Raw genomic sequence first — 19,478 nt, forward strand, 5'->3', positions numbered from 1 at the left:
GAAACCGCGCCCGGGGTGTACCTGCCCGCAAGCCGACGGTTCACGGGTCACCCGTCCGGGTGGCCCCTCGTCCCGGGCCCGCCCAGGCCCACTCGTGATCGGCAGGCGATTCACGACGAGCACCGTCCCCGACGTCGACAACCCGAGCGACGTGAATGCCCGCGCCGTCGCGCTCTTCGGCCGTCACGAGGACGGCACCATCGCCTGGCCGTACGGGATCGCCGACCCGCCCCGACGCAACCACCGCACCCGCGACGACGCCGACGCCGCGTTCGAGGCGGCGCTGCGCGGGCGCCGTGACGCCCAACGGATCCTCGTCGCGTGGGCCCGGCGCCACGGGCGGCGCCCGGAGGACCTGGGCTGTTGCCCGCAGTGGCTGCGCCGGCGGGGCAGCGCCGGATGCCCGTACGGTGAGTGTGACCGGTGGCGTTGGACGGACCACGTCACCACCTGGTCCCTGGACGGGCAACCGGTCGCGTTGACGGCGGCGCCGTACGGGATGGACGAGGACGAACGCGCCGAACTCGAGGAATGGGTCGAGGAGTACCCGGACCTGGCAGTGGCCTACGGCACCGGCTGGTACGGCGCCGACACCACCCAGGTCCTCCTGTGGCGCCGGGACCGCATCCGCACCCTCGCCTGCGCCTGACCCGACCCGGCCCCGTTCTGCTGCTCGGGTAACGCCCGGACCCACCACCGACCTGCGCGGGTAACGGATTCGTTACCCGTCGACAGGGCCTCGGGTAACACCCGCTGGGGCGCTGGCGATCTACGTCCGGTCGCCCCGGGCGCCGTTCGGTTCCGTCGCCGCCGTCCCTGCAAGGTCGCCGATCGCGTCGGTGACCGCGCGGAGCACGACGCGGTCGCGGTCCTCCGCCGCGTACAGCGCGTTCCATCCGTCGACGTCGTCGATCAGGGCCTCGATCGCGTCTTCGAGCCGGCGGCGCAGCAGGCTCGGGTCGAGGGCCTCGACCGCGACCACGAGGTGTGGGTGCCACACGGCTGGGCTGTCGTCGATCAAGTCGTGCGCCGGACCACCGCCACGGCGAGAAGCCGGGCACGCCCATTACCACCCGGCCATGCAACCTCCGCACACCTTCGGCGCACCTTCGATGCACCCGCGCACGTGGCGCCGTTCACCGCGGCTGCGTCGGCCGTCGTCGGTCGCGCCCTACCACGCGGCCGTGCCACCTCCGTGCCACCTTCGCGCCAGGTGCGTGCACTCTCGATGCACCTTCGGCGCAGAACCGCGTTCCCCGGGGCGCGGCGTGCCCGGCACCGGCGCCCGCGCGGGATCCGACGGCGCGCCCAGTGATGAGAGGTCGCCGTTCCCGCGCCTCGTGCGGAATGGGTCTTGCGGTGGCGGGGATGGGTGGTGCCTACTGGAAGTCGTCCGCGTTCGGGGTGTGTTGCCGATCGCGGGTGTGATCCGCCGGTGTTCGCCGCATGCGGGTCGCTCCTGGTTCCCTTCGGAGCCGCCGTCGGGCCTTGCCCGAGTCTGCGCCGTGCCCCCGGTTTCCCGCCGCCGGCGATTGCTCGCCCACGTCCGGCCGTTGCGTCCGATTGGTTCCGGTTTCGTCCTCGGACGTGCCCCCGGCAACTCGGGCGGCAATCCGGGCGGCAACTCCGGCGGACGCTCTCATCGTCCGGGGTTCTCGTCACGTTTGCGCAGGTCACGAGGCCTGTATGCAGGCAAGTGGTGTCCCGGACTGTTTGTAGAGAAGTGTTCTCTCTCCAATCCTTGCGGCGGCCGCGCGGATTGATGTCCAGACCCTCGTTGCCACGGTCGGCCGTCTTCTTCTCACGACCTGCTCCTCCCGGTTGTTTCGGTCCGACCCTCCCCTGCCGTTCCGGCCCGGCCCGGCCCGGCCCGGCCCGGCCCTCGGACCTGCCGGGCCCGGCCATGCCAGCCCCGCTCGCCTCGCCCGGCTCGACGCCCCACCCTGCCCCGCCCTTCCGCGCCGGCCGCCGCGCCCGGCCGGCGCCGCCTCGTTCCCCCACCGAGAAGAAGAGGAGTTCGCGATGTCCGCCGACGAAATCGCGTTGTCCCGCATCCAAAACCTCAAGGCCCGGTTGACCGAGCGGGACCGCCTGATCCTGCGCACCCTGGCCACCCATCGCCTGCTGACCACCCACCAGATCGCCGAACTCGCCTTCGACAGCCCGGTCACCGCCCGCCACCGCATGCAGGACCTGGAGGCCATGCAGGCCGTCGACCGCTTCCGCCCCCGCGCGGACCGCGGCTCACACCCCTCGCACTTCGTCCTGTCCCCGGCCGGCGCCGCGGTGGTGGCCGTCGACGCGGAACAGGAGACGAAGCCGGCGATCCGCCGCGCCCGCCGCGACCGCGAACTCGGCCTCAAATCCCCCCACCGACTCCGACACCTCCTCGGCGTCAACGGCTTCCACACCGCCCTGGCAGCCCACGCCCGCACCCACCCCGACACCGCCGTCAAACTCTGGCGCAGCGAACGCGAACTGCCCCAGATCGGCACCTACTCCCACCGCCCACGCCCCGACGCCGTCCTGACCTGGCAGGAGGGAACCGCACAATCCACCCTCGCCCTCGAATACGACACCGGCACCGAACGCCTGGCTCGCCTCGCCGAAAAGGTCGACCGCTACGCCACCCTCTTCGCCCGCGCCCGGCACGGCGTCGACGGCTACGAATTCGACGACCTGTTCCACCCCCACGACCCCAACGACCCCCTCAGACCCCGCGAGCCCCGCGACCCGCACGACCCCGTCGTGCTGTTCGTCTTCACCACCACCCGCCGCGCGACCGAGGCCCGCACCGCGCTGCGCCGCACCCCGACCACCGCCCCGACCGCCACGGGCGTGTGGACACCGGGCACCTCCCCGGCCGAAGCCCTGTGGCTGCCCCTGAACGCGCAACCGCCCCGCATGCGCCTGGCCCAACTGGTCGCGGCCGCGTCCACGTCGGCCGCGCCCGGGCGAATGCAGTCCGCCGCGCCACCGGCGGCGGATGTCCGGTCCCGGGACGACGAGGTCGAACCCTGGTAGATCCGCGCCCGCACCATCACACGGACGCGCACCGCACCGGCGCACTGCATGGGGCGATGGCGTACGCACCGCATAGATGGACCGCACCGCACCGCACCGCATCTCTTCGCGTCGCGCCGCACGTGCGCGCGTGGTGCGGTGCGGCGCACTCGAGCGCGTTCGGGACGTGCGGCGCGATGCGGTGCGCTTTCGATGCGGACGATTGGGACAACAGGGGTTGGTCAAGGGGGCAACCGCCGCAAACCATCCTGGTCAAGGCGAAATGGGATGTAACAGTCACCCCTTGTCCGGGCGCTTCGGTGTTTCGCCGAGGCTGTGTCGATGCTGGTCACAGCGTCGTACAGGCGAAGGACAAGGGGGTGCTCGCCATCCTTCCGGCACGTATCCGCTCGTTCCGGGAGGCCCCGATGTCCACCGACCCCGTCACCCGCACCACCGCATCCACCGACCTCTGGGACGCATACGCAGCCGCGACCTCGGCCCCGCCTCCTCGGCCGACCGCCCCCGCGGCCGCGCCACCGGCCACCTCCACAGCATCCCTTGTGTCCACGGTGGGCGTCACCGTGGCACAAGGCGTGCTCCTGAGTCTGGCATCGATACGGGTGGCCACCACCGCGCAGTTGCACCGGTTCGTCAACCCGCACGCCGCGTCCGCCGACGTCGTGCGCCGCGAGGCGTCCGCCCTGCGCGAGCGGGGCCTGGTCGATCGGGTCCGGGTCGGGAACTCCATGGTCTGGCACCTGACATCCGCCGGCCGCACCGCGGTGGACGACTCCGGCATGACACCGCCCCGCCCCCACGCGGCGACCGGCCGTAAGGCGTTGGACAGCGCCCTGGTGGACCACGCCCTGGCCGTCACCGCGACCGCGGCAGCGTGCGTGCGCCACGGCCTGGGCCCGGTCACCGACTGGCAGGTCGAGATCGCCCACCCCTTCGACAAACACAACCCCATCGCCGACGCCGTCGTCACCACGAACACCAGCGGCCACCTCGTCGAGATCGACCGCAACACCGAGTCCGTCCCCGTGCTGACGAGAAAGCTCCGGGACTGGACCCGCTGGGCCGCGCACCGCGTCCACGTCGGCCCCCGCCACCTCATCGGCTCCACCCGACCCGCCTGGGACGCCCGCTACACCACCCGCCCCGACCTGTGGCTCGTCCTGGACAACCGACCCCCCGGGGACCTGCCCGCCATCGCCGCCGAACTGCGCCGGGAACTCTTCAACGCCCGCGCGGTCCACGACAGCCTGCCCATCCGCGTCACCCACCTCCAGCCCCTGATCGCCCACGGTCCCCGTGCCCGGATCTGGGTGCGGATCTGGTGACCCCGGGCCGCTGCCGGGGCCGGGACAAGGGGTGGTTGTCGAGGTGCGTACCGGGGTGCGGGCGACCATGCGCGCCACGGTGCGCACCCCCGACCCGACGCAAAGACGAAAACGGCAGGTCACACCCCTTGTCCGACTCGTCTTCGGAAGCCGACAACTCTTCCCTGCCCTGGGGGAAGAGTTGCCTTCCTTCCCTTCACCCACCGTTCCGGCAGGGCGCCGAGCCGCGGCCCGGTCTTCGCACGCCACCGATACGTCGAAATCCTCGGACGGGGCGAGCAAGGCCGCGACGCGGGCCCGGTCCTTCGCCTGAGGACCCGGTTGGCGATCGCGTTGTTGCTCGACCTGCAGGTATCGGCGGAGCGTCGACGCGGAGGCTCCTTCCTCCTGGCACCATGCGGCGATCAGGAGGGCGGCCGAGTTCATGGTGTCCGCCGCGTCGGTGGCCAGGTACATCGTCATTCGTCTCGCGTCGTGGCCGACGTTCGGCTCGCTGTAGCGAAGCACGTCCCGGATGTGGGAGATCGCCTCGGCGGCGAGTTGCAGAACCGCCCGGCGCATCGCTTCGGGCATCGGGGTGGAACCCATGTCCCACAGGCAAATGCGCGGCGAAGGCCAGGCCCGTGTGCGTGCACCCGCGGCCTCGGCGACCATCACGCCCGGCTTTGCCGTGTGTTCCCCGTCGCCGACCAGGAGCGTGGTTTCCTCGACGAGGTCCCCTCGCCGGGCGGCGGGTGGCGTCAGGCGGTCCAGTCGGGGTCGTGGGCGTTGATGCCGGCGAGCCATGCGGTCAGTGCCGCGCGGTCGGCCGCGTCCAGCGTCACCAGCAGGGCCGCGAGCGACTGCCGGTACACGGCGTCCCTGGCGGGCGTCCCGGGTGGGACGGTGGTCGTCTCCAGGCCGCGCAGAAGGACGTCGGGGTCGGGGCGCTCGTCGACGGGAGTGTCGCGCCAGGCACGACGTCCGAGGGCGCCCCACGCGGCGAAGGCCAGGCCCGTGCGTACCCGGAGCACCTCGGCGCGGATCTCGGCGACGTACTTGCGCAGTTCGCCCGTGCCGTCGATCGCCCGCGCCCGTTCGATCCAGGTCTCGTCGGTCATGAAAGGGGCTTTCCTTGCCGGTTGTTCAGCCGAGCATGCGGGTGGTGTCGGTGGTGCGGTGTTCGAGCATGGTGGCCTCCCAGGGTTCGAAGTCGACCGGGCGGCGTGCTTGGCGGGGGTCGGGTGGGTCGGTGGGTCGGGTCAGGGCCGCCGCGGCGCACAGTGCGGTGAGGGTGCCGGCGCCCAGGGCGATCGGGCCCCACGCCTGGAACGGAGCGCCGGCGTCGGCGACCAGGCGGGGTGCGAGCGCGGTGGCGATGGTCGCGCACCCGGCCACCAGGGTGGCCAGGTGTGTGCCGCGGACGGCGCGCACGGTGGTGATCCCGGCGAGGAACAGGCACACCAGACCGACCAGGGCGAACCCTCCCGCGGCGTACGGGGGTGTGCGCAGGCTCGCTGGAATCGCGCTGCCCAGTGCCAGTGCGGATACCGCCAGGCCGAGTGCGGTGACCCAGCGCAGACCCGCCCCCGACCCCGTGCCCGTGCCTGCGGCCGTCGACGGCCCCCGTTCCGGAGGCGCCTGGGCGGTGGACGCCGACGGCACGGACGGCCACGCGCCGGCGTCCCCGCTCGGGCGGTGTGGGTCGTCTTCCTCGGCGGGGCGTCGGCCCAGTCGGGCGTGGGTGGGGTTGCCGAGCAGGTCGGCCAGGAGCACGAGGTCGCTGACCGGTCGGGTCGTCGCGGCCTGGCGCAGGGCATCTTCGGCGGCCATGCCGGAGCAGTCGCCCAGGATGGCGATCATCCGGGCGACGTCGGGGATGGAGCGGTGGGTGGTCGCCAGGCGCAGCAGCGTTTCCGCCGCATCGCCCGGGAGGCCGGGCGTCGTGTCGTGGAAGGGCTCCCGGGCCGCGTCGTCCGGGTCGTGCGGGGTCGGGTGCTCGAAGGAATCGGGCTGCGGCGGCATGGGCGCGGGGTCCGACCACGAGGGCGCTTGGTCGCCGGGGCGATGTGGCGGCGAGGCGGGTCGTGGGGGCGCGCCGGGCGGGGGCGACCAGGTCTCGAAACGGGGGGCGGGCGGGGGCGGTTGGGGGTCGGACGGGAAGGTCACGGGTTCTCCCTGCACGTGGGAACACGACCCGGACCGCGCCCGTGGGCACGCTTCCCGGTCGCCGGTCGAGGGCGCGTACCCGCCCGTGCAACCGTTCAGTCGCATTGGGTGACCGCCGCTATTCGTTCACGAAGGAACGGGACGCCGCTCGAGATCCCCGACGCCTCCCGACACGTGCGGCTGGGGCTTTCGGGTTTTCGCCTCGGTGCCCGCCTACCGCGCGGGGGGTCGAACGGGTCGTTCGGCGACGTGCCCGCCCTGCCCGGCGGGGGCGGGGTTGCGCAACAGTTCCGCCAATTGCACGAGTTCGCTCACGGGTCGGGTCATCGCCGCCTCGCGCAGCACGTCGTCCGCGGCGCTCCCCGGGCTGTTCCTCAGGATCGCGATCAGGCGGGCGAGGTCGCCGATCGGGCGATGTGCCGCCGTCAGACGCAGCAGCGTCTGCGCCGCGTCGTCCGGGGGCTCTGGCGTGATGGCCTCGGATGGTTCCTCGACCGGGTTGCCCGAAGCGACCGACGTCGGCGACGCCGGCGACGCCGGTGCGGTCGGTGTGGGGCGGGCCGGGTCGGAGTGTGTCGTGGGTGTCGGTGCGGCGGGTCGGGAAAAGGCCGGGGCCGTGCGCGCCGTGCGTGAGGAGTGTCGCGGGGGGAGGGTGGGGGAGCCGGGTGGGGTTGCCTGTGTCCCGAATTGCGTGGCGGGTGGGGTGGGTTCGCGACGCGCCGAGGTCGTCGTGGGTCGCGGTTCGGGTGCGTGTGTCATGGCGTTCTCCCTGCGCGTGGGAACGGGGCCGGGGCGCGCCCGTGCCGCGCGCCCCGGTCGGGGGACGAGAGTGTGTACCCGCCTCGACGGCCGCTCAGTCGCGGTGGGTTGGCCCGGTGCGCGCGACGTCGGTGGTGTGTGGGGCGGCCCCGCGCCCACCGCCGTTTCGTATGCGGGGCGGACCGGGAGGCACTCCTCCGGGACTTCCCGGCCGCCGTGTTCGGAGCATGCCCGCCCGGGCCCGGACCATGGTCCCTCGACCGGGTGAACCCGCCTGCGGGCCACCGTCCGGGTCGTCCGAGTGCGGCGGTGTATCGCGGGGTGGCGGTGTCACGGACGCGGCGCGTGGATGGTGCGGGCGCAACCGGCAGGGGGGTGCCGGGCCCGGGCCAGCTGAGCGAGGGGCTGCGGCTGCGTCGGGCTGCGGGATGTCATCCGCGTTCGGCCCGGGGCGGAGGGAGGTGCGTCCGGTCGGACCGGGCGCGGTCCACCGATACCTCCTGCGGTGACCGCCGTCGCGCACGTGACGTTGCCCCGTTCGGTCCCCGAATTCGATCGGCCTGTGCGGTGTCACCGGTTGTGGGTGGCGACGGCCGAGTGCCCGCCGCGGTCACGATCAGGGCGGGCACCGCAGCCCGGATCCCACGGGGTGTGGTCGGGATCCGTTTCGGCGCGCCGGCGGTTCGCGCTGTTGCGAATGCCACGACGTCCTTCCTCCATACGCGGGCGAGGCCCGGCGCGCGTCCGTGCCGGCCCGGTCACTGTGCTCGCGGGGCCTACCCCCGTGTCCCGGCCAGGGTTCTTCGACCGGGCGAACCCGCCCGTTCCCGTTCGTCCTTCCTCGTGGCGGGTCCAGGTGCCGTCGCCTCGGCCGGTGGTCGTGAGGGCAGAACACGCCGAGACCCCTGCGGGACGTGTGTGCGGGGTCTCGGTGCGACGCAAAGGAATATCCCGTCGGCGTGTCCTCGGGCGGGTCAGCGGTGGGTGCCGGCGAGGAGTTCGACCGACACCTCTTCGCGGACCGCGACGCGAGAGGGGTCGGTTACTGTGAGTCGTGGTGCTCCGGCCCTCGGAAGATGGGGCCGGAGCGCCTTCTTCCACCGCGGACGTCCCACATCGGCTGCGGCTTCGTTCCGGACCGGCGGGGTCCGCCGTGGCCGGTGCCGTGCCGCCCGACGTCGGCTGTTTCGGTCGAGGCCCCGGTTTCAGGTGGTGGCGAGCATGCCGGTGCGCAGGGTGGTGAAGGCTCGGGTGAGGAGTCGGGAGACGTGCATCTGGGAGAGGCCGAGGATGGTGCCGATCTCGGCTTGGGTGAGGTCGTCCCAGAAGCGGAGTTTGAGGATGTGGCGGTCGCGGTCGTCGAGTTCGGCGATCAGTGGACGCAACGCCTCGCGGTCGAGGACGAGTTCGAGTGCGGGGTCGGGTTCCCCGCGCAGGTCGTGTCCGGTGGCGGCGGTGGGGTCGTTGCCGCCGGGGCCGGGGGGTGCGTCGAGGGAGTCGGCGCGCAGGGCGGCGCCCAGGTCCAGGCCCAGGCGTACGCGGTCGTGGTCCTCGCCGAGGTCGGTGGCGAGTTCGGCGGTGGTGGGTTCGCGGCCGAGCCGGCCCGCCAGGTCCTCGCGGGCTCGTACCAGGCGCAGGTAGAGCTCCTGTTCGCCGCGGCGGGCGTGGACGGCCCAGGTGTGGTCGCGGAAGTAGCGTTTCAACTCGCCCGCGATGGTGGGGATCGCGTAGGACAGGAAGTTCGCGCCGTGGTCGGGGCGGTAGCGGTCCACGGCTTTGATCAGGCCGATCGCGGCGACTTGGCGCAGGTCTTCGCGCAGGTCGGCGCGGTGGGTGTAGCGGTTGCAGGCGTGGGAGACGAGGTTGAGGTTGTCCTCGACGATCTCGTTGCGCAGCGCGGCGTGCGCGCGGGTGCCCGCCTCCAGGGTGGCGAGGCGGACGAGGTTGCGGTCGGTGACGGCACGCAGGCCGCCCGAGGCGTCGGTGCTGCTCGGGGTGGGGGTCATCGCGGGCTCGGCCTCCGAACGGGTGCGCGGCGGACGCCGGGGGACCGTCGGGAAAGGGGCGAGGGCCCGGGGCGGGGCCGTTCGTCCGATGCCTTCCACCCCGCGGCCCGTCCACACCCGTCGGGTGGGACGCATCCGCGCGCACGCGGCCGACGAGAGCGCGGGCCGTACACGACGCCACCTCTTCGGGCATGCCGTCGGGTCACACTCCGTCGACCCTGGACACAGGGACGATCCAAGAGAAACATGCGCAAACCGGATCTTCCCGGTGGCACGACGGACGAACGGACGGGGCCGGACGTGGATGCGGCCGTTCGGGTGACCGGCACCGACCCGGAGGTGCCCTCCCCACCCGGTCGCGCCGTGTCCGGCGCCGGCGAACGCACACCCGGGTCCGTGTCGCCGCCTCGGACGTCACCCGATCGGGCTCGTGCGGGCCGCCGCGGCCGGGGCAGTCGCCAGGTGCGGTCCTCTCTCCCAGGCTCCGGGAGGATCGCGGTGGTGGGTGGGCGTCTCCTTCCGACCGAGGGGGAGGAGGCGCCCGGGCCCGGCGGCACTCACTCACTCACTCACTCACTGCGGCCGCCGGGCAATCAGTCGAAGAGCACGGGGCATCGCGCCGTCGGAGCACCGCACCCACCCGGCCCTCGTGCGCGGCCCCCAACTCCCGTGCCCGCCATCCCTGCTGGTCGCCTGTCCCGGGCATCGGCGGCGCCGCGAAGCCGAGGACGTCGCACACTTCGCGGCGTTCTACGACTGAACCGTCGGAGCCGGCTCGAGGGCCTACACCCAACCCAGGGGTGACGAAGGGGGCACCGGAGACGATTCGACGTTACGGCGGATCACCTCCCCTCGGCGCGCCCCCAAGGGCCGTTGATCACACGCAGGTTGATGAAGTCGCGCAGGAGCGTGGGGTCGCGGTCGGTCACGAACCGGACGAGGAACCGCTCCTCGACGGCGGCGTCGTCTTGGCGACTCCGCTCGGGGCGCACGGCGCCCGATCCTGATTGCCGCGGACAACGGCTCGACGGCCGCAGGCGGGAACATCTACGCCGACCTCGGACTCACCCGGGCAGAACGCATCCACCTGCCGACGAGTGGACGAACAGCCCGCGGCCGGGCGGACCTCGGTCTGAAGGGGGCAGCCTCGGTGCTGGGCCTGGGCGATGGGTTTCGCGGTGGGGTGTCCCGGGCGTAGTCCGAGCAGGAACGCGTGGCGGCGGGCGGCGCCGATGGCCGCGGTGCCGGCGTCGTCCAGGACGGTGTCGGAGAGGTCGAAGTCGACGTCGACGACGTGGTCGGGCAGCGCGTTGATGCTTCTCAGGAGGGCTTGGCGCACGCCGTGGGCGGCCGTCGCGTCCACCACTGGGGGGAGTGTCACCAGTGCCCGGCCGTCGTTCACGCGCACACGGACTTCGCCGTCGTCGACCATTGTCTTCCTCTCTCCGTGGGGATCGGCATCGCTCCGACGTCGTGGTGTCGGTCGAGGATGAATGCCGTGATGTGCCCGGTCGGTCGTCGGCGTGTTCCCCCGCGGCCGCCCCGTGCGGGAACACGCCGACGTTCGGATTCCGGGGTCAGCCGCCCAGCCGTGCGCGCAGGAGTGCCTTGGCCTGTTCGGCGCCCTTGCGGCTCTCGCCCTGGGCGCGTCGGAAGAATTCGGCGAGCTCGTTGTCACCGTCGCGTTCCGCGTCCCGGATGTAGGTCTGCAGGCGTAGGGCATTGCTCAGGCATGCCTCGGTGAACCAGATGATGTTGTAGTCCTTGTCCTTGGTCCCGGTGATGTCGCCGGTCTCGCTCATCGGTGCCTCCGCTGGTGGGTTGTCGGTCGGGTGTCGGGTTCCGCTACCCGGACCGTGCCGTGGCGAACCGGGGGGTGTGGAGCAGGGGTGGCGGGGCAGGCGTGCGCAGAGTTATTGCGCGGACGAGTCCTGGGTGGCGGTCGGTGGTTCGCCGTCTGCCGCGGGGGTCGTCGATATCCGAGGAGGGTTTCCGTGAGTACCGCCGACAACGTGTGGGGTCACCGTCCCGAGTCCGGCTACACCGCGGGTACGAGCCTGGCCGGCTACAAGGTCGACGCCACCGACGGCCACATCGGCAAGGTCGACAAGCACAACGACGACGTCGACGCGTCCTACCTGGTGGTCGACACCGGTGTGTGGATCTTCGGCAAGCACGTCCTGCTCCCCGCGGGCACGATCGCGAGCATCGACACCGAGAACAAGGTCGTCCACGTCTCGCGCACCAAGGAGGAGATCAAGAACTCGCCCGAGTTCGACAAGGACAAGCACCTCGACGACCACGACCACCGCAGCCGCACCGGCGACTACTACGGCAACACGACACCGGGCACCCCGGGCACCGGCCCCGCCGGCACGCCGTAGCCGGTGAGCGGATCCGCTGCCGCCCGCCGCCTGCGAGCGTGCCGAGACGCCGTCGCCCCGACCGCGCGCCTATTCGTGCCCGGTCCGCCACCGCGCTGCCGGCACACGCCCATCACACACGAACGCGCACGCCGGCATCCGTGCCGACGCCGCACGAACCGAGAGGCCGGGTGAATCCCATGGCAGGCAAGTTCGAGGTGTACACCGACAAGAACGGCAAGTTCAGGTTCCGGCTCAAGGCCGGCAACGGCGAGATCGTCGCCACCGGCGAGGCCTACGAGACCAAGGCCGCCTGCCTCAAGGGCGTCGAATCGGTGAGGACCAACGCGGCCGACGCCAAGGTCGAGACCCTCGACTCGTGACCCCCGCAGGGGCCGCCGCGCCCGGCGAGCGCGGCGGCCCCGGGTCCGGCCGTCGGCAGGGCCCGGCGCGCAGCCGACTGCGCGTTCCCCACGCGGGGCCCGCCGGTTCGAATCGGCGGTGCTTCACCGACATCATCACGGGTGGGAGCCCGGACATGACGATTCCGCCACGCAACCCGCCCACAGCGGCCCGGAGTTGGACCCCGACACGCGGCCCCGGTGTCCTGGGCCGGCTCCGCGCTGCGGTCCACGACGCCCGGGGTTGGCCCCCGGACCGCGCGGACGATGTCGTCCAGATCGTCTCGGAACTCGTCGGCAACGCTCTTCGCCACACCCGTGGCGAGGCCAAGTTGAACCTGAGTCCCACCCTCGACGGAGTCGAGATCGCGGTGGGCGATCACGCTCGCGATCGCCTCGTCCTCCAACGCCCCGCGAACGGCGACGGCGGATACGGCCTGCGTCTGCTCGACATGCTCACCACCACGTGGACCGTCGAACAACACGGCGCGGGCAAACACATCCTCGCCCGCATCCGACGCTGAGGCCGTGCGAGACACAGCCCCAGGATCGAGTGCGACGATATGGACGACCCCGACGAGCAAGGCGGCGATCCGATGAACGTGGCCGAACCCGACCTCGTTCTGACCGTGCACACCCCGGGTCCGGCCGTCGCGGTCGTCGACGTTCGCGGCCACCTCGACCACCACACCGCGCCCCGACTGCGCGAAGGCTGCTTCGAGCTGATCGAGCAAGGCCTGCACCATGTCGTGCTGAACCTGACCCACCTGCGATTCTCCGACTCCACCGGCCTGGCCGTCCTCGTCGCCCTCCACCACCGCACCCGCGCCCACCAAGGCACCGTCTCCCTCGCGGCCCCACCCGAACGCTTCCGCAAAATGCTGCGCGTGACCGGTCTGTCCCTGGTCGTCGCCGAACACCACGACGTCGACCACGCCTTGGCCGCGATCGAAACCGACGACACTCCGCCCCCCGGAGCGCGCCACAACGCCTAGGACAGGCGCGCACACTCCGAACGCTTCCCCCGTGTGTCGCCGAGGCGGGCTTCGAAGTCCGCCGCTGCGGGCGCCCATACGGCGGCAGCGACAAGGTATTCCTGGCGGCACGCCCGGTTCGGCATCCGGTCCGCTACTGCAAACGGGTGTACCCCGCGCCGCCCCGGGCAGGCTGGCCCTGCGCCCGTCCGACGATCGAAGGGGATGCCCAGATGAGCCCGAGCACCGCGAACATCACCGAGACGACCGTCACCGCATGCCACCCGCGCCCCGTCGACCACCTCACGGCCGAGGACATGGCGAGTATGACGGCGACGGACGCCCGGACGATGTCGAAGGTGCTCTTCGATCGGCTGAAGGTGTTGGAGGAGGGCACGCACGAGTACCAGTACGTGCGCAACACCCTCATCGAGCTGAACATCCCGCTCGTGCGCTACGTCGCCGGGCGGTTCAGGACTCGTCCCGAGACCACCGAGGAGATGGTCCAGGTCGGCACGATCGGCCTGATCAAGGCCATCGACCGGTTCGATCCCGCGTTCGGCACCGAGTTCCCCACCTTCGCCATCCCCACCATCTCCGGCGAGATCAAGCGCTTCTTCCGCGACACCTCCTGGGCCGTGCACGTCCCGCGCCGCCTGCAGGAGCTGCGCCTGGAACTGGCCAGGGCCCGCGACGCGTTCACCACCGAACACGACCGCGAACCCACCAAGGCCGAACTCACCACCCTCACCGGGACCAGCGTCGAAGAGGTCACGGAGGGCCTGACCGCCTCGGCCGGCTACACCGCAGCGTCCCTGGACGCCCCCGCCGGCGACGACGACGGACCCGCCGGCGCGTACAGCGCGAAGGCGTCATTCGTGGACCCGGGCTTCGACATGGTCGAGAACCTGCACGTCCTCAAACCCGCCATCGCCGCCCTGCCCGAACGCGAACGCGACATCGTGTCCATGCGCTTCGGCCAGGACATGACCCAGGCCCAGATCGGCGAACACCTGGGACTGTCCCAGATGCACATCTCCCGACTCCTCACCCGCATCCTCGACAAACTCCGCGCCGAACTGATCGCTCCCTGACCGCTCCCGCATCACCCGGCGCGTCGACAACCGTCCACACCCCGCTGCCGGGAGTTCGACGAACTCCCGCGAATCGTCGCGGCGCCGGAGCGCTGCACAGAATGAGTTGTCCAGGGCAGCACCGATGGTTGAACGATCATCACATTCCGTGAGTGAATGGTCGGGCCGGTCGACAACCCCGTGGCCGTCACACAATGCGGTCCGACGCCCGTCCGTCCCCGTTCGGTCGTCGGACCGCACCCCTTGTCGGCCGTCACCACCACAAAGCCGTTTCACGTCGTCCGTTCGCGATCGTCGCTCGGATGTCGACGCCTGGATCGGAGCAAGAGTCCCCGCCGGCCGTGAACACGGGAACGATCCCAGGGAAACAGAACCGGAACTTCCCGCCGACGCGGTGGCTCCGGCCGGGTGAGGCAGCGTGCGGGGCCGGGGGGCGAACGCTGCTCGAGGGCCGCGAGGCATGTCGGCGGTCGGGGTGTTCGGGGTGGGCGCGGCATCGACAGGTGGTCGATGCCCTCGTCGCGTTCCCGCCGCGGGGGCACATTCCGCGCGTTCGTCGCGGACGGACGCGGATCCCGCGAAGGGCGTGTGTCCACGATGACGGCAAAACGGCCTACATTACGCGGAATTGAGCCGGATGCGTGAACGTTCCCTCGAACGTGTCGGTCGCCGCGACGTTCGGCCGTCGGGGCATGACCGGTGCCCGCGGGGGGCCGTGTGCGAGGAGCCGAGCCGGTCAGGACGGGTGCGGGGACGGCGGCAGAGCGCGTACGACGATGGGGTGGCCGTCGTTGCGGCCGAGGACGTGGGCGCGATGGTTCGTGGCGTAGGCCAGGTCTCTTGTCTTGGTTTCCAGGTCGGGCGGGCACCAGTAGACGGCGCCGGCCAGGTGGTCCGCGGTGGTGAGGGCGAGCATTTCGGTGCCGGTGCGGGCGGTCGGCCGGTCGAACCTGACGAGGTGCGCGAGGGGGCTGCGGCCGGGGGCGGTGGTGAGGATGTCCGCCACGACCAGGCGCGGCCGGGTCGCGTGGACGTTCGCGAACACGCGTACGGCACCGGCCGGTTCCTGGTCGGGTCGGGCCCGGTGGTGGGCGCGTAGCTCGCGCTCGCTCGCGAGGTCGAGCGTCGGGCGGGTCCGGGTGATGTGAAGTGCGACGTCGACCACCGCCAGGTCGTGTTGTAGCGAGGCCGGGGACGGCGCGGCCGCGCTGCCGCGAAGGTCGACCTCGCGCATGCCTTTGCGGGTGAGCCAGTGCGCCGCGAACTGGTGGGCCTGCAACGGTGGTTGCCATGCCACCAGGCCCAGGTCCCGCGCCGCCCGCAACCTGCGCTGTGCCTTCCGCAGGCCCAGGGGTGTGCCGCGCTGTTCGAACTCGGCGGCGGCCTGGGCGGAGGTGATGCACCGCCACCGTCCGATCCAGGCCAACAGTTCGCGGTCGCGGCCGGTCGGTTGCCACCGGCGCACGCTCGCCGGAGTCGTCGTCGATGCGGTCACCCCGGGGTTAACGACCGTCGGTTCCGGTCGGCACGTCCGGTGCACCCGCTGGGGTGAACCCGGTCCGCAACCCTGCTCGGCGACGTCACACCGAGGTGTGACGAAAATCGAGGCGACGCCCGTGAGCGCGGCCTCCGAGGCGGGCACGTGGCGGTGCGAGGCGTGCACAACACGCTCGGCGGCAGGATCCGGCGCGGGCGCCCTCGCCGGTACTGCCCGCGGGCCTGCCGACAGACGGCCCATCGACGGCGGCACGGGCCGAGCGAGTGGGGACCGCGAAACACTCGTGGACGGGATCGAGGACGTGCGGGTGGGTCTGCGCGATGGGGCCCGGCCGCCGATCTGCGCGTCCCGGGCCTGACCGGCGGGCAGTTGCGCGTCGCGCACCGCGAGAGGACCGCTGCCGCCGCCGTGCCGCGCGCCCTGGCCGGCCTGCGCGTGCCCGCCCGCCTCGTCCCGACCCCCACCGAAGGGGAACAGGACCCGGCCCGAGAGCGGTGCGTCGAGCGACGCCGACACGCCTGCCGAAAACATACAAATAACTAGTTTTCTGCACCTGGGCATGTAACGTCCGTGGAAGCGGCGCCCCGACCGTCCCGGAATATGCGGCCGGTACGCCGCCCGGTGTCGCGGGCAGTCGTGCGATTCCCGACCGCGCGACTGCCCGCGAACCCGAACCCCCGCGCATCCCGCACGGCGGCCGCCTGCGTCACCGGACGCGTGCCTCGTGTATGCGCCAACGCGCGATCGCAGTGTTCGCGCGACGGCCGCCCTCCCCCTCCCAAGAAAGGGAAAATGCGGCCGACGGTCAGGGCCTTCGCCCGTCACGCGGGTGTGTTCGGCCACCAGGGCGGTCTCCGCCGGGCCGATACCCGAACTTACGTCCACCGCATGCCGAGCGCGTCCAACGCCGCGACCCGCTCGACCGGAAGCTTCGGCCGGCGGGACCTGGTGGTGGTGATCCACACCCCCAGGCGTACGCCCTCGCGCCAGCCGTCGAACGCGGTGACGGTTTCGACGTGTCCGCGAGGGGCTTCGAGGTGTCCGACCCGTTCCCGGTAGGCGGTCGCCGCGCTGAGCGCGATCTCGAACGCCTGCTCGCGACTGCGCCTCGGTTTCGGGCCGCTCGGCTCCGCGCCTCCTCGGCCGCCGGGGCCGCCGCGACGGTGGTCCTGGCCGCCCGGGCGGGGTCAGCCGTCAGCCCCAACACCTTCAGCGCCGCCCGCTGTTGCTCGTTGAGCTTGTCCCGGCCGGCTTTTTGCGTGGCGACCCATTGTCCGATGGTCTCGCCGCGGTGGACGACGTCCAAGGCGACGTAGTCCAAGTGGGCCCGGTCGCCGCGTGCGGCCGGCAGTTCGCGAGCGTAGGTGAGGCGTTGTTGCCAGGGCACGGGCCAGCGCGGCGGGTTCCACGGTTTTCCGAGCGCATCGAGGGCCCTCGGTCCGTTCGGTGTCGAGTCCGTTCTTGCGGTCCTGGTTTCGTTTGGTCTCCAGCCACCTGCCGATGGGGAAGCCTTCGATCACGGCGTCGCCGGGGCGGCGAGGGTGGCGTGTTCGCGGGCGTAGTCACGTGCTATGGCCGGCCCGTCCTCCCAGGCCTGGTCGAGCAGGGACCACACCATTCCCGGTTCGTTCGGTTTCTGCGTTGTTCGGAAATCCAGCCGCCGAGCGGGAATTTCACGCCGTGGTGGTCGACGTCGACTCGATCGAGGGGGGCGCGCAGGTCGGGGCCCGCAGCACACCGCACCGCACCGTTGTTGCGCACCTGCTTGTGTTGGTGCGCACTCACGCGCCTTGCCGCCACCTCGGGCCGTCCAGTGCGGTGGCGGTGGTTCCGGCGAATTGGGACAACCAAGGGTGTCAAGGGGAAACCGTCTTGAGCCGCCCTTGTAAGGTCGAAACAGGGATCTATCGGACCTCCTTGTCCGACGTCTGTCGGTGTTTCGACGGCACGCGCGTTCGTGCTGGTCACAGCGTCGTACAGACGGCGGACAAGGGGTGCTCGTGCACTCTCCGACGCACCGGGCGCCCAGTGGGGGTGCCCCGGCATCGAGGAGCCCGCCATGCCCGAACACGTCGCCCGGCACCGCGGCACGAACCCCACCCGAAGTCCCCGGTCGTGTCCGGTGACGGCGTCGGCGAGGTGGTGTTGCGCGGCCGGGTCCTGGCCGCCCTCGGCTGTGTCCGCGTCGCCCCCTCGCGCGGCTGCGCGAACTGCTCACCCCCGACCACGCGAGCACCGCCTATGCGCTGGTCGTCGGTCACCGGGCGATCATGGCAAGGATGCGTACTCGCAGGCCGCTCCCGGTCCGAGGAGTGGACCCCGACGCCCCCGCGATCACGGCCGGCAGCATCAACCGGACGCGCATCGTTCGCCCCCCCAAGGACACCTGCCGCCCCGTGGTCGACGGCCTGCCACCCCGGACCCCGACCGCTACCGGCCGCCTCCGGATCGCAACGGACCTCACGGATCAGCCGCGATATCAAGTATGGACCAGTTTTGATATCATGAGGTTGTTTCCCGTGGAGGACAGGGGAGTCTTCATGTCTCGTACGCTCATCGATCTCGACGACGCGTTGCTCGCCGAGGCCCAGGAACATCTCGGGACGAGCACCAAGGTCGCCACGGTCAACGCGGCGCTGCTCGCCGCCGTCAAGCTGGCCCGGCGCCGGGAGTTGGCGGACGCGATCGCCTCCGGCGAGTTCGACCTCCTCGACCAGGACCGCCCCACCCCGCACGACATCTCGTGACCGTGAACCGGCAGCGTTACCTGATCGACAAGTCCGCGCTCGCCCGCTGGGGCAAACCCGTCGTGCGCCCCGTCCTGGACGACCTGTCAGAGCGCGGACTCCTCGCGGTCACCGGGGCGGTGGAGACGGAAGTCCTGCACAGCGCCCGCGACGCCGACGAGGCCGACCGTCTGCACCGCCTGCTCACCGGCTTCGACTACCTGCCCTGTCCGGACGAGGTGTGGGACCGCGCCAAGGACGTCCAGCGCCTGACGGTGGGCAAGGGCTTCCACCGGGCGCTGTCCATGGCCGACCTGCTCATCGCCGCCACCGCGGAGCGCCAAGGCGCGGTGGTCCTGCACTACGACGGCGACTACGACATGATCGCCGCCGTCACCGGCCAGCCCACCCAATGGGTCGCCCCCGCCGGAACAGCCGACTGACGGCGAGCACTCCGCGCCCTCTCCGGTCATCCTTCGATCAGGCTCTGCCCGAAGTCCCGGTGTCGCGGGTGCGGCGGTTCTTGTGGTGTCTCTCGGTTTCCTGTCGTGTTTTCCTGTCTGGTTTTCCTCACGACTTTCGGTCGGGTTGTTGATCGGGCGCCGGGCCTGTGGACGGCGTCGTGCGGCGTTGCGCCGGCTGGTGGGCAGGCGGAACGGCGGATCTGGGCGTGAGGGCCGCAGGAGGGCGTCCAGGTCGCTTGTCGAGGGGTTCCTGGTGGTTGCTGGGGCGGGCCTGTGGTAGCCGTGGAGGGCTGGTTTGGTTGCGTGCGGGTTGGTGCCGGTTCGCTCGCTGATGTGGTGGTGGGGCCGCGGAGCGGACCTGTCGGGGTCTTGGCGGGACCTGCCCCTGCTCCCGAATCGTACCCAGGTAGAGTTTTGATGCACTACCTTGTCTCGTGACGCGATACCCACCTATATTGGAAGTGGCCGCCCGGTCGTGAAGTCGCCTATTTCCAATGATGGTTGGCGAGGACGGTTCCAAGTCCGCTGGTGTTGTGGGGTATTGGTCTGCTCCAGTGCCGGCCCGTCAACCTCGGACGGATGCGGTACCGGGTGCAACCCCCGCTGCTACCGGTGCAGTTCTCGAGCAATGCGGTCGTGAGCCGAACATGCCCGGCACGGTGGGCAATCGCGTAGCGATTGAGTGTTGGTTGGAAG

General features: G+C 71.5%; 18 protein-coding genes and 1 pseudogene. 10 read left to right on the top strand and 9 right to left on the bottom strand.

What is annotated here, in order from left to right; all coding sequences use genetic code 11:
* Positions 1 to 94: 94 nt before the first annotated feature.
* On the top strand, positions 95 to 649 hold the full coding sequence (locus ACIRL2_RS46075; protein ID WP_402240924.1) for a hypothetical protein: 555 nt from the start codon (positions 95 to 97) through the stop codon (positions 647 to 649).
* 120 nt (positions 650 to 769) lie between these two features.
* On the opposite strand, the gene ACIRL2_RS46080 is transcribed toward ACIRL2_RS46075, so the two are convergent.
* Positions 770 to 1,000 carry a hypothetical protein gene (locus ACIRL2_RS46080; RefSeq protein ID WP_402240927.1) on the bottom strand — a complete coding sequence of 77 codons (231 nt, stop codon included), beginning with the start codon at positions 998 to 1,000 and terminating at the stop codon, positions 770 to 772.
* A 1,022-nt stretch (positions 1,001 to 2,022) separates the two neighbouring features.
* Here ACIRL2_RS46080 and ACIRL2_RS46085 point away from each other — a divergent pair.
* Both ACIRL2_RS46085 and ACIRL2_RS46090 read left to right on the top strand, forming a co-directional pair.
* A complete protein-coding gene (locus ACIRL2_RS46085) occupies positions 2,023 to 3,024 on the top strand; it encodes a replication-relaxation family protein (protein ID WP_402240929.1) in 1,002 nt (333 codons plus the stop codon).
* A gap of 407 nt (positions 3,025 to 3,431) precedes the next feature.
* On the top strand, positions 3,432 to 4,349 hold the full coding sequence (locus ACIRL2_RS46090; protein ID WP_402240931.1) for a replication-relaxation family protein: 918 nt from the start codon (positions 3,432 to 3,434) through the stop codon (positions 4,347 to 4,349).
* Positions 4,350 to 5,089: 740 nt separating this feature from the next.
* Here the strand turns inward: ACIRL2_RS46090 and ACIRL2_RS46095 are convergent.
* The 6 genes from ACIRL2_RS46095 to ACIRL2_RS46120 form a co-directional block, all read right to left on the bottom strand.
* On the bottom strand, positions 5,090 to 5,449 hold the full coding sequence (locus ACIRL2_RS46095; RefSeq protein WP_402240933.1) for a hypothetical protein: 360 nt from the start codon (positions 5,447 to 5,449) through the stop codon (positions 5,090 to 5,092).
* A gap of 25 nt (positions 5,450 to 5,474) precedes the next feature.
* Positions 5,475 to 6,353 carry a hypothetical protein gene (locus ACIRL2_RS46100; RefSeq protein WP_402240936.1) on the bottom strand — a complete coding sequence of 293 codons (879 nt, stop codon included), beginning with the start codon at positions 6,351 to 6,353 and terminating at the stop codon, positions 5,475 to 5,477.
* A gap of 357 nt (positions 6,354 to 6,710) precedes the next feature.
* Positions 6,711 to 7,256, bottom strand: coding sequence for a hypothetical protein (locus tag ACIRL2_RS46105; protein WP_402240938.1), 546 nt, complete (start codon positions 7,254 to 7,256; stop codon positions 6,711 to 6,713).
* A 1,205-nt stretch (positions 7,257 to 8,461) separates the two neighbouring features.
* Entirely contained in the window at positions 8,462 to 9,262 is an 801-nt protein-coding gene (locus ACIRL2_RS46110) for a sigma-70 family RNA polymerase sigma factor (protein WP_402240941.1), read from the bottom strand.
* Positions 9,263 to 10,187: 925 nt separating this feature from the next.
* Positions 10,188 to 10,628 carry a hypothetical protein gene (locus ACIRL2_RS46115; RefSeq protein ID WP_402240943.1) on the bottom strand — a complete coding sequence of 147 codons (441 nt, stop codon included), beginning with the start codon at positions 10,626 to 10,628 and terminating at the stop codon, positions 10,188 to 10,190.
* 211 nt (positions 10,629 to 10,839) lie between these two features.
* On the bottom strand, positions 10,840 to 11,064 hold the full coding sequence (locus ACIRL2_RS46120; RefSeq protein WP_402240945.1) for a hypothetical protein: 225 nt from the start codon (positions 11,062 to 11,064) through the stop codon (positions 10,840 to 10,842).
* A gap of 192 nt (positions 11,065 to 11,256) precedes the next feature.
* Here ACIRL2_RS46120 and ACIRL2_RS46125 point away from each other — a divergent pair, with 192 nt between their 5' ends.
* The 5 genes from ACIRL2_RS46125 to ACIRL2_RS46145 all read left to right on the top strand — a co-directional run bounded on the left by ACIRL2_RS46125 (position 11,257) and on the right by ACIRL2_RS46145 (position 14,094).
* Positions 11,257 to 11,646, top strand: a complete 390-nt coding sequence (locus ACIRL2_RS46125) for a PRC-barrel domain containing protein (protein ID WP_402240946.1) — start codon at positions 11,257 to 11,259, stop codon at positions 11,644 to 11,646.
* Positions 11,647 to 11,825: 179 nt separating this feature from the next.
* Positions 11,826 to 12,008 (top strand): YegP family protein, encoded by a 183-nt coding sequence (locus ACIRL2_RS46130; RefSeq protein ID WP_395870812.1) that lies wholly within the window; start codon positions 11,826 to 11,828, stop codon positions 12,006 to 12,008.
* A 155-nt stretch (positions 12,009 to 12,163) separates the two neighbouring features.
* Positions 12,164 to 12,550, top strand: a complete 387-nt coding sequence (locus tag ACIRL2_RS46135) for an ATP-binding protein (protein WP_402240949.1) — start codon at positions 12,164 to 12,166, stop codon at positions 12,548 to 12,550.
* Positions 12,551 to 12,589: 39 nt separating this feature from the next.
* Positions 12,590 to 13,021 (top strand): STAS domain-containing protein, encoded by a 432-nt coding sequence (locus tag ACIRL2_RS46140; RefSeq protein WP_402240951.1) that lies wholly within the window; start codon positions 12,590 to 12,592, stop codon positions 13,019 to 13,021.
* Between the two features lie 212 nt (positions 13,022 to 13,233).
* The gene (locus ACIRL2_RS46145; protein WP_402240954.1) at positions 13,234 to 14,094 is read left to right on the top strand and encodes a SigB/SigF/SigG family RNA polymerase sigma factor; all 861 of its coding nucleotides are present in this window, start codon (positions 13,234 to 13,236) and stop codon (positions 14,092 to 14,094) included.
* A 736-nt stretch (positions 14,095 to 14,830) separates the two neighbouring features.
* Here ACIRL2_RS46145 and ACIRL2_RS46150 read toward each other — a convergent pair.
* Both ACIRL2_RS46150 and ACIRL2_RS46155 read right to left on the bottom strand, forming a co-directional pair.
* Positions 14,831 to 15,589, bottom strand: coding sequence for a hypothetical protein (locus ACIRL2_RS46150; RefSeq protein WP_402240956.1), 759 nt, complete (start codon positions 15,587 to 15,589; stop codon positions 14,831 to 14,833).
* Between the two features lie 878 nt (positions 15,590 to 16,467).
* Positions 16,468 to 16,677: pseudogene (locus ACIRL2_RS46155) on the bottom strand (helicase associated domain-containing protein); the annotation flags it as partial.
* 1,455 nt (positions 16,678 to 18,132) lie between these two features.
* Between ACIRL2_RS46155 and ACIRL2_RS46160 the strand changes: the two are divergent.
* Entirely contained in the window at positions 18,133 to 18,339 is a 207-nt protein-coding gene (locus ACIRL2_RS46160) for a type II toxin-antitoxin system VapB family antitoxin (RefSeq protein WP_402240958.1), read from the top strand.
* A 2-nt stretch (positions 18,340 to 18,341) separates the two neighbouring features.
* Complete coding sequence (locus ACIRL2_RS46165) at positions 18,342 to 18,761, top strand: PIN domain nuclease (protein ID WP_402240960.1); 420 nt, start codon at positions 18,342 to 18,344, stop codon at positions 18,759 to 18,761.
* The last annotated feature ends 717 nt before the right edge of the window (positions 18,762 to 19,478 follow it).

Source organism: Embleya sp. NPDC127516, from assembly GCF_044765325.1.
GTDB lineage: Bacteria > Actinomycetota > Actinomycetes > Streptomycetales > Streptomycetaceae > Embleya.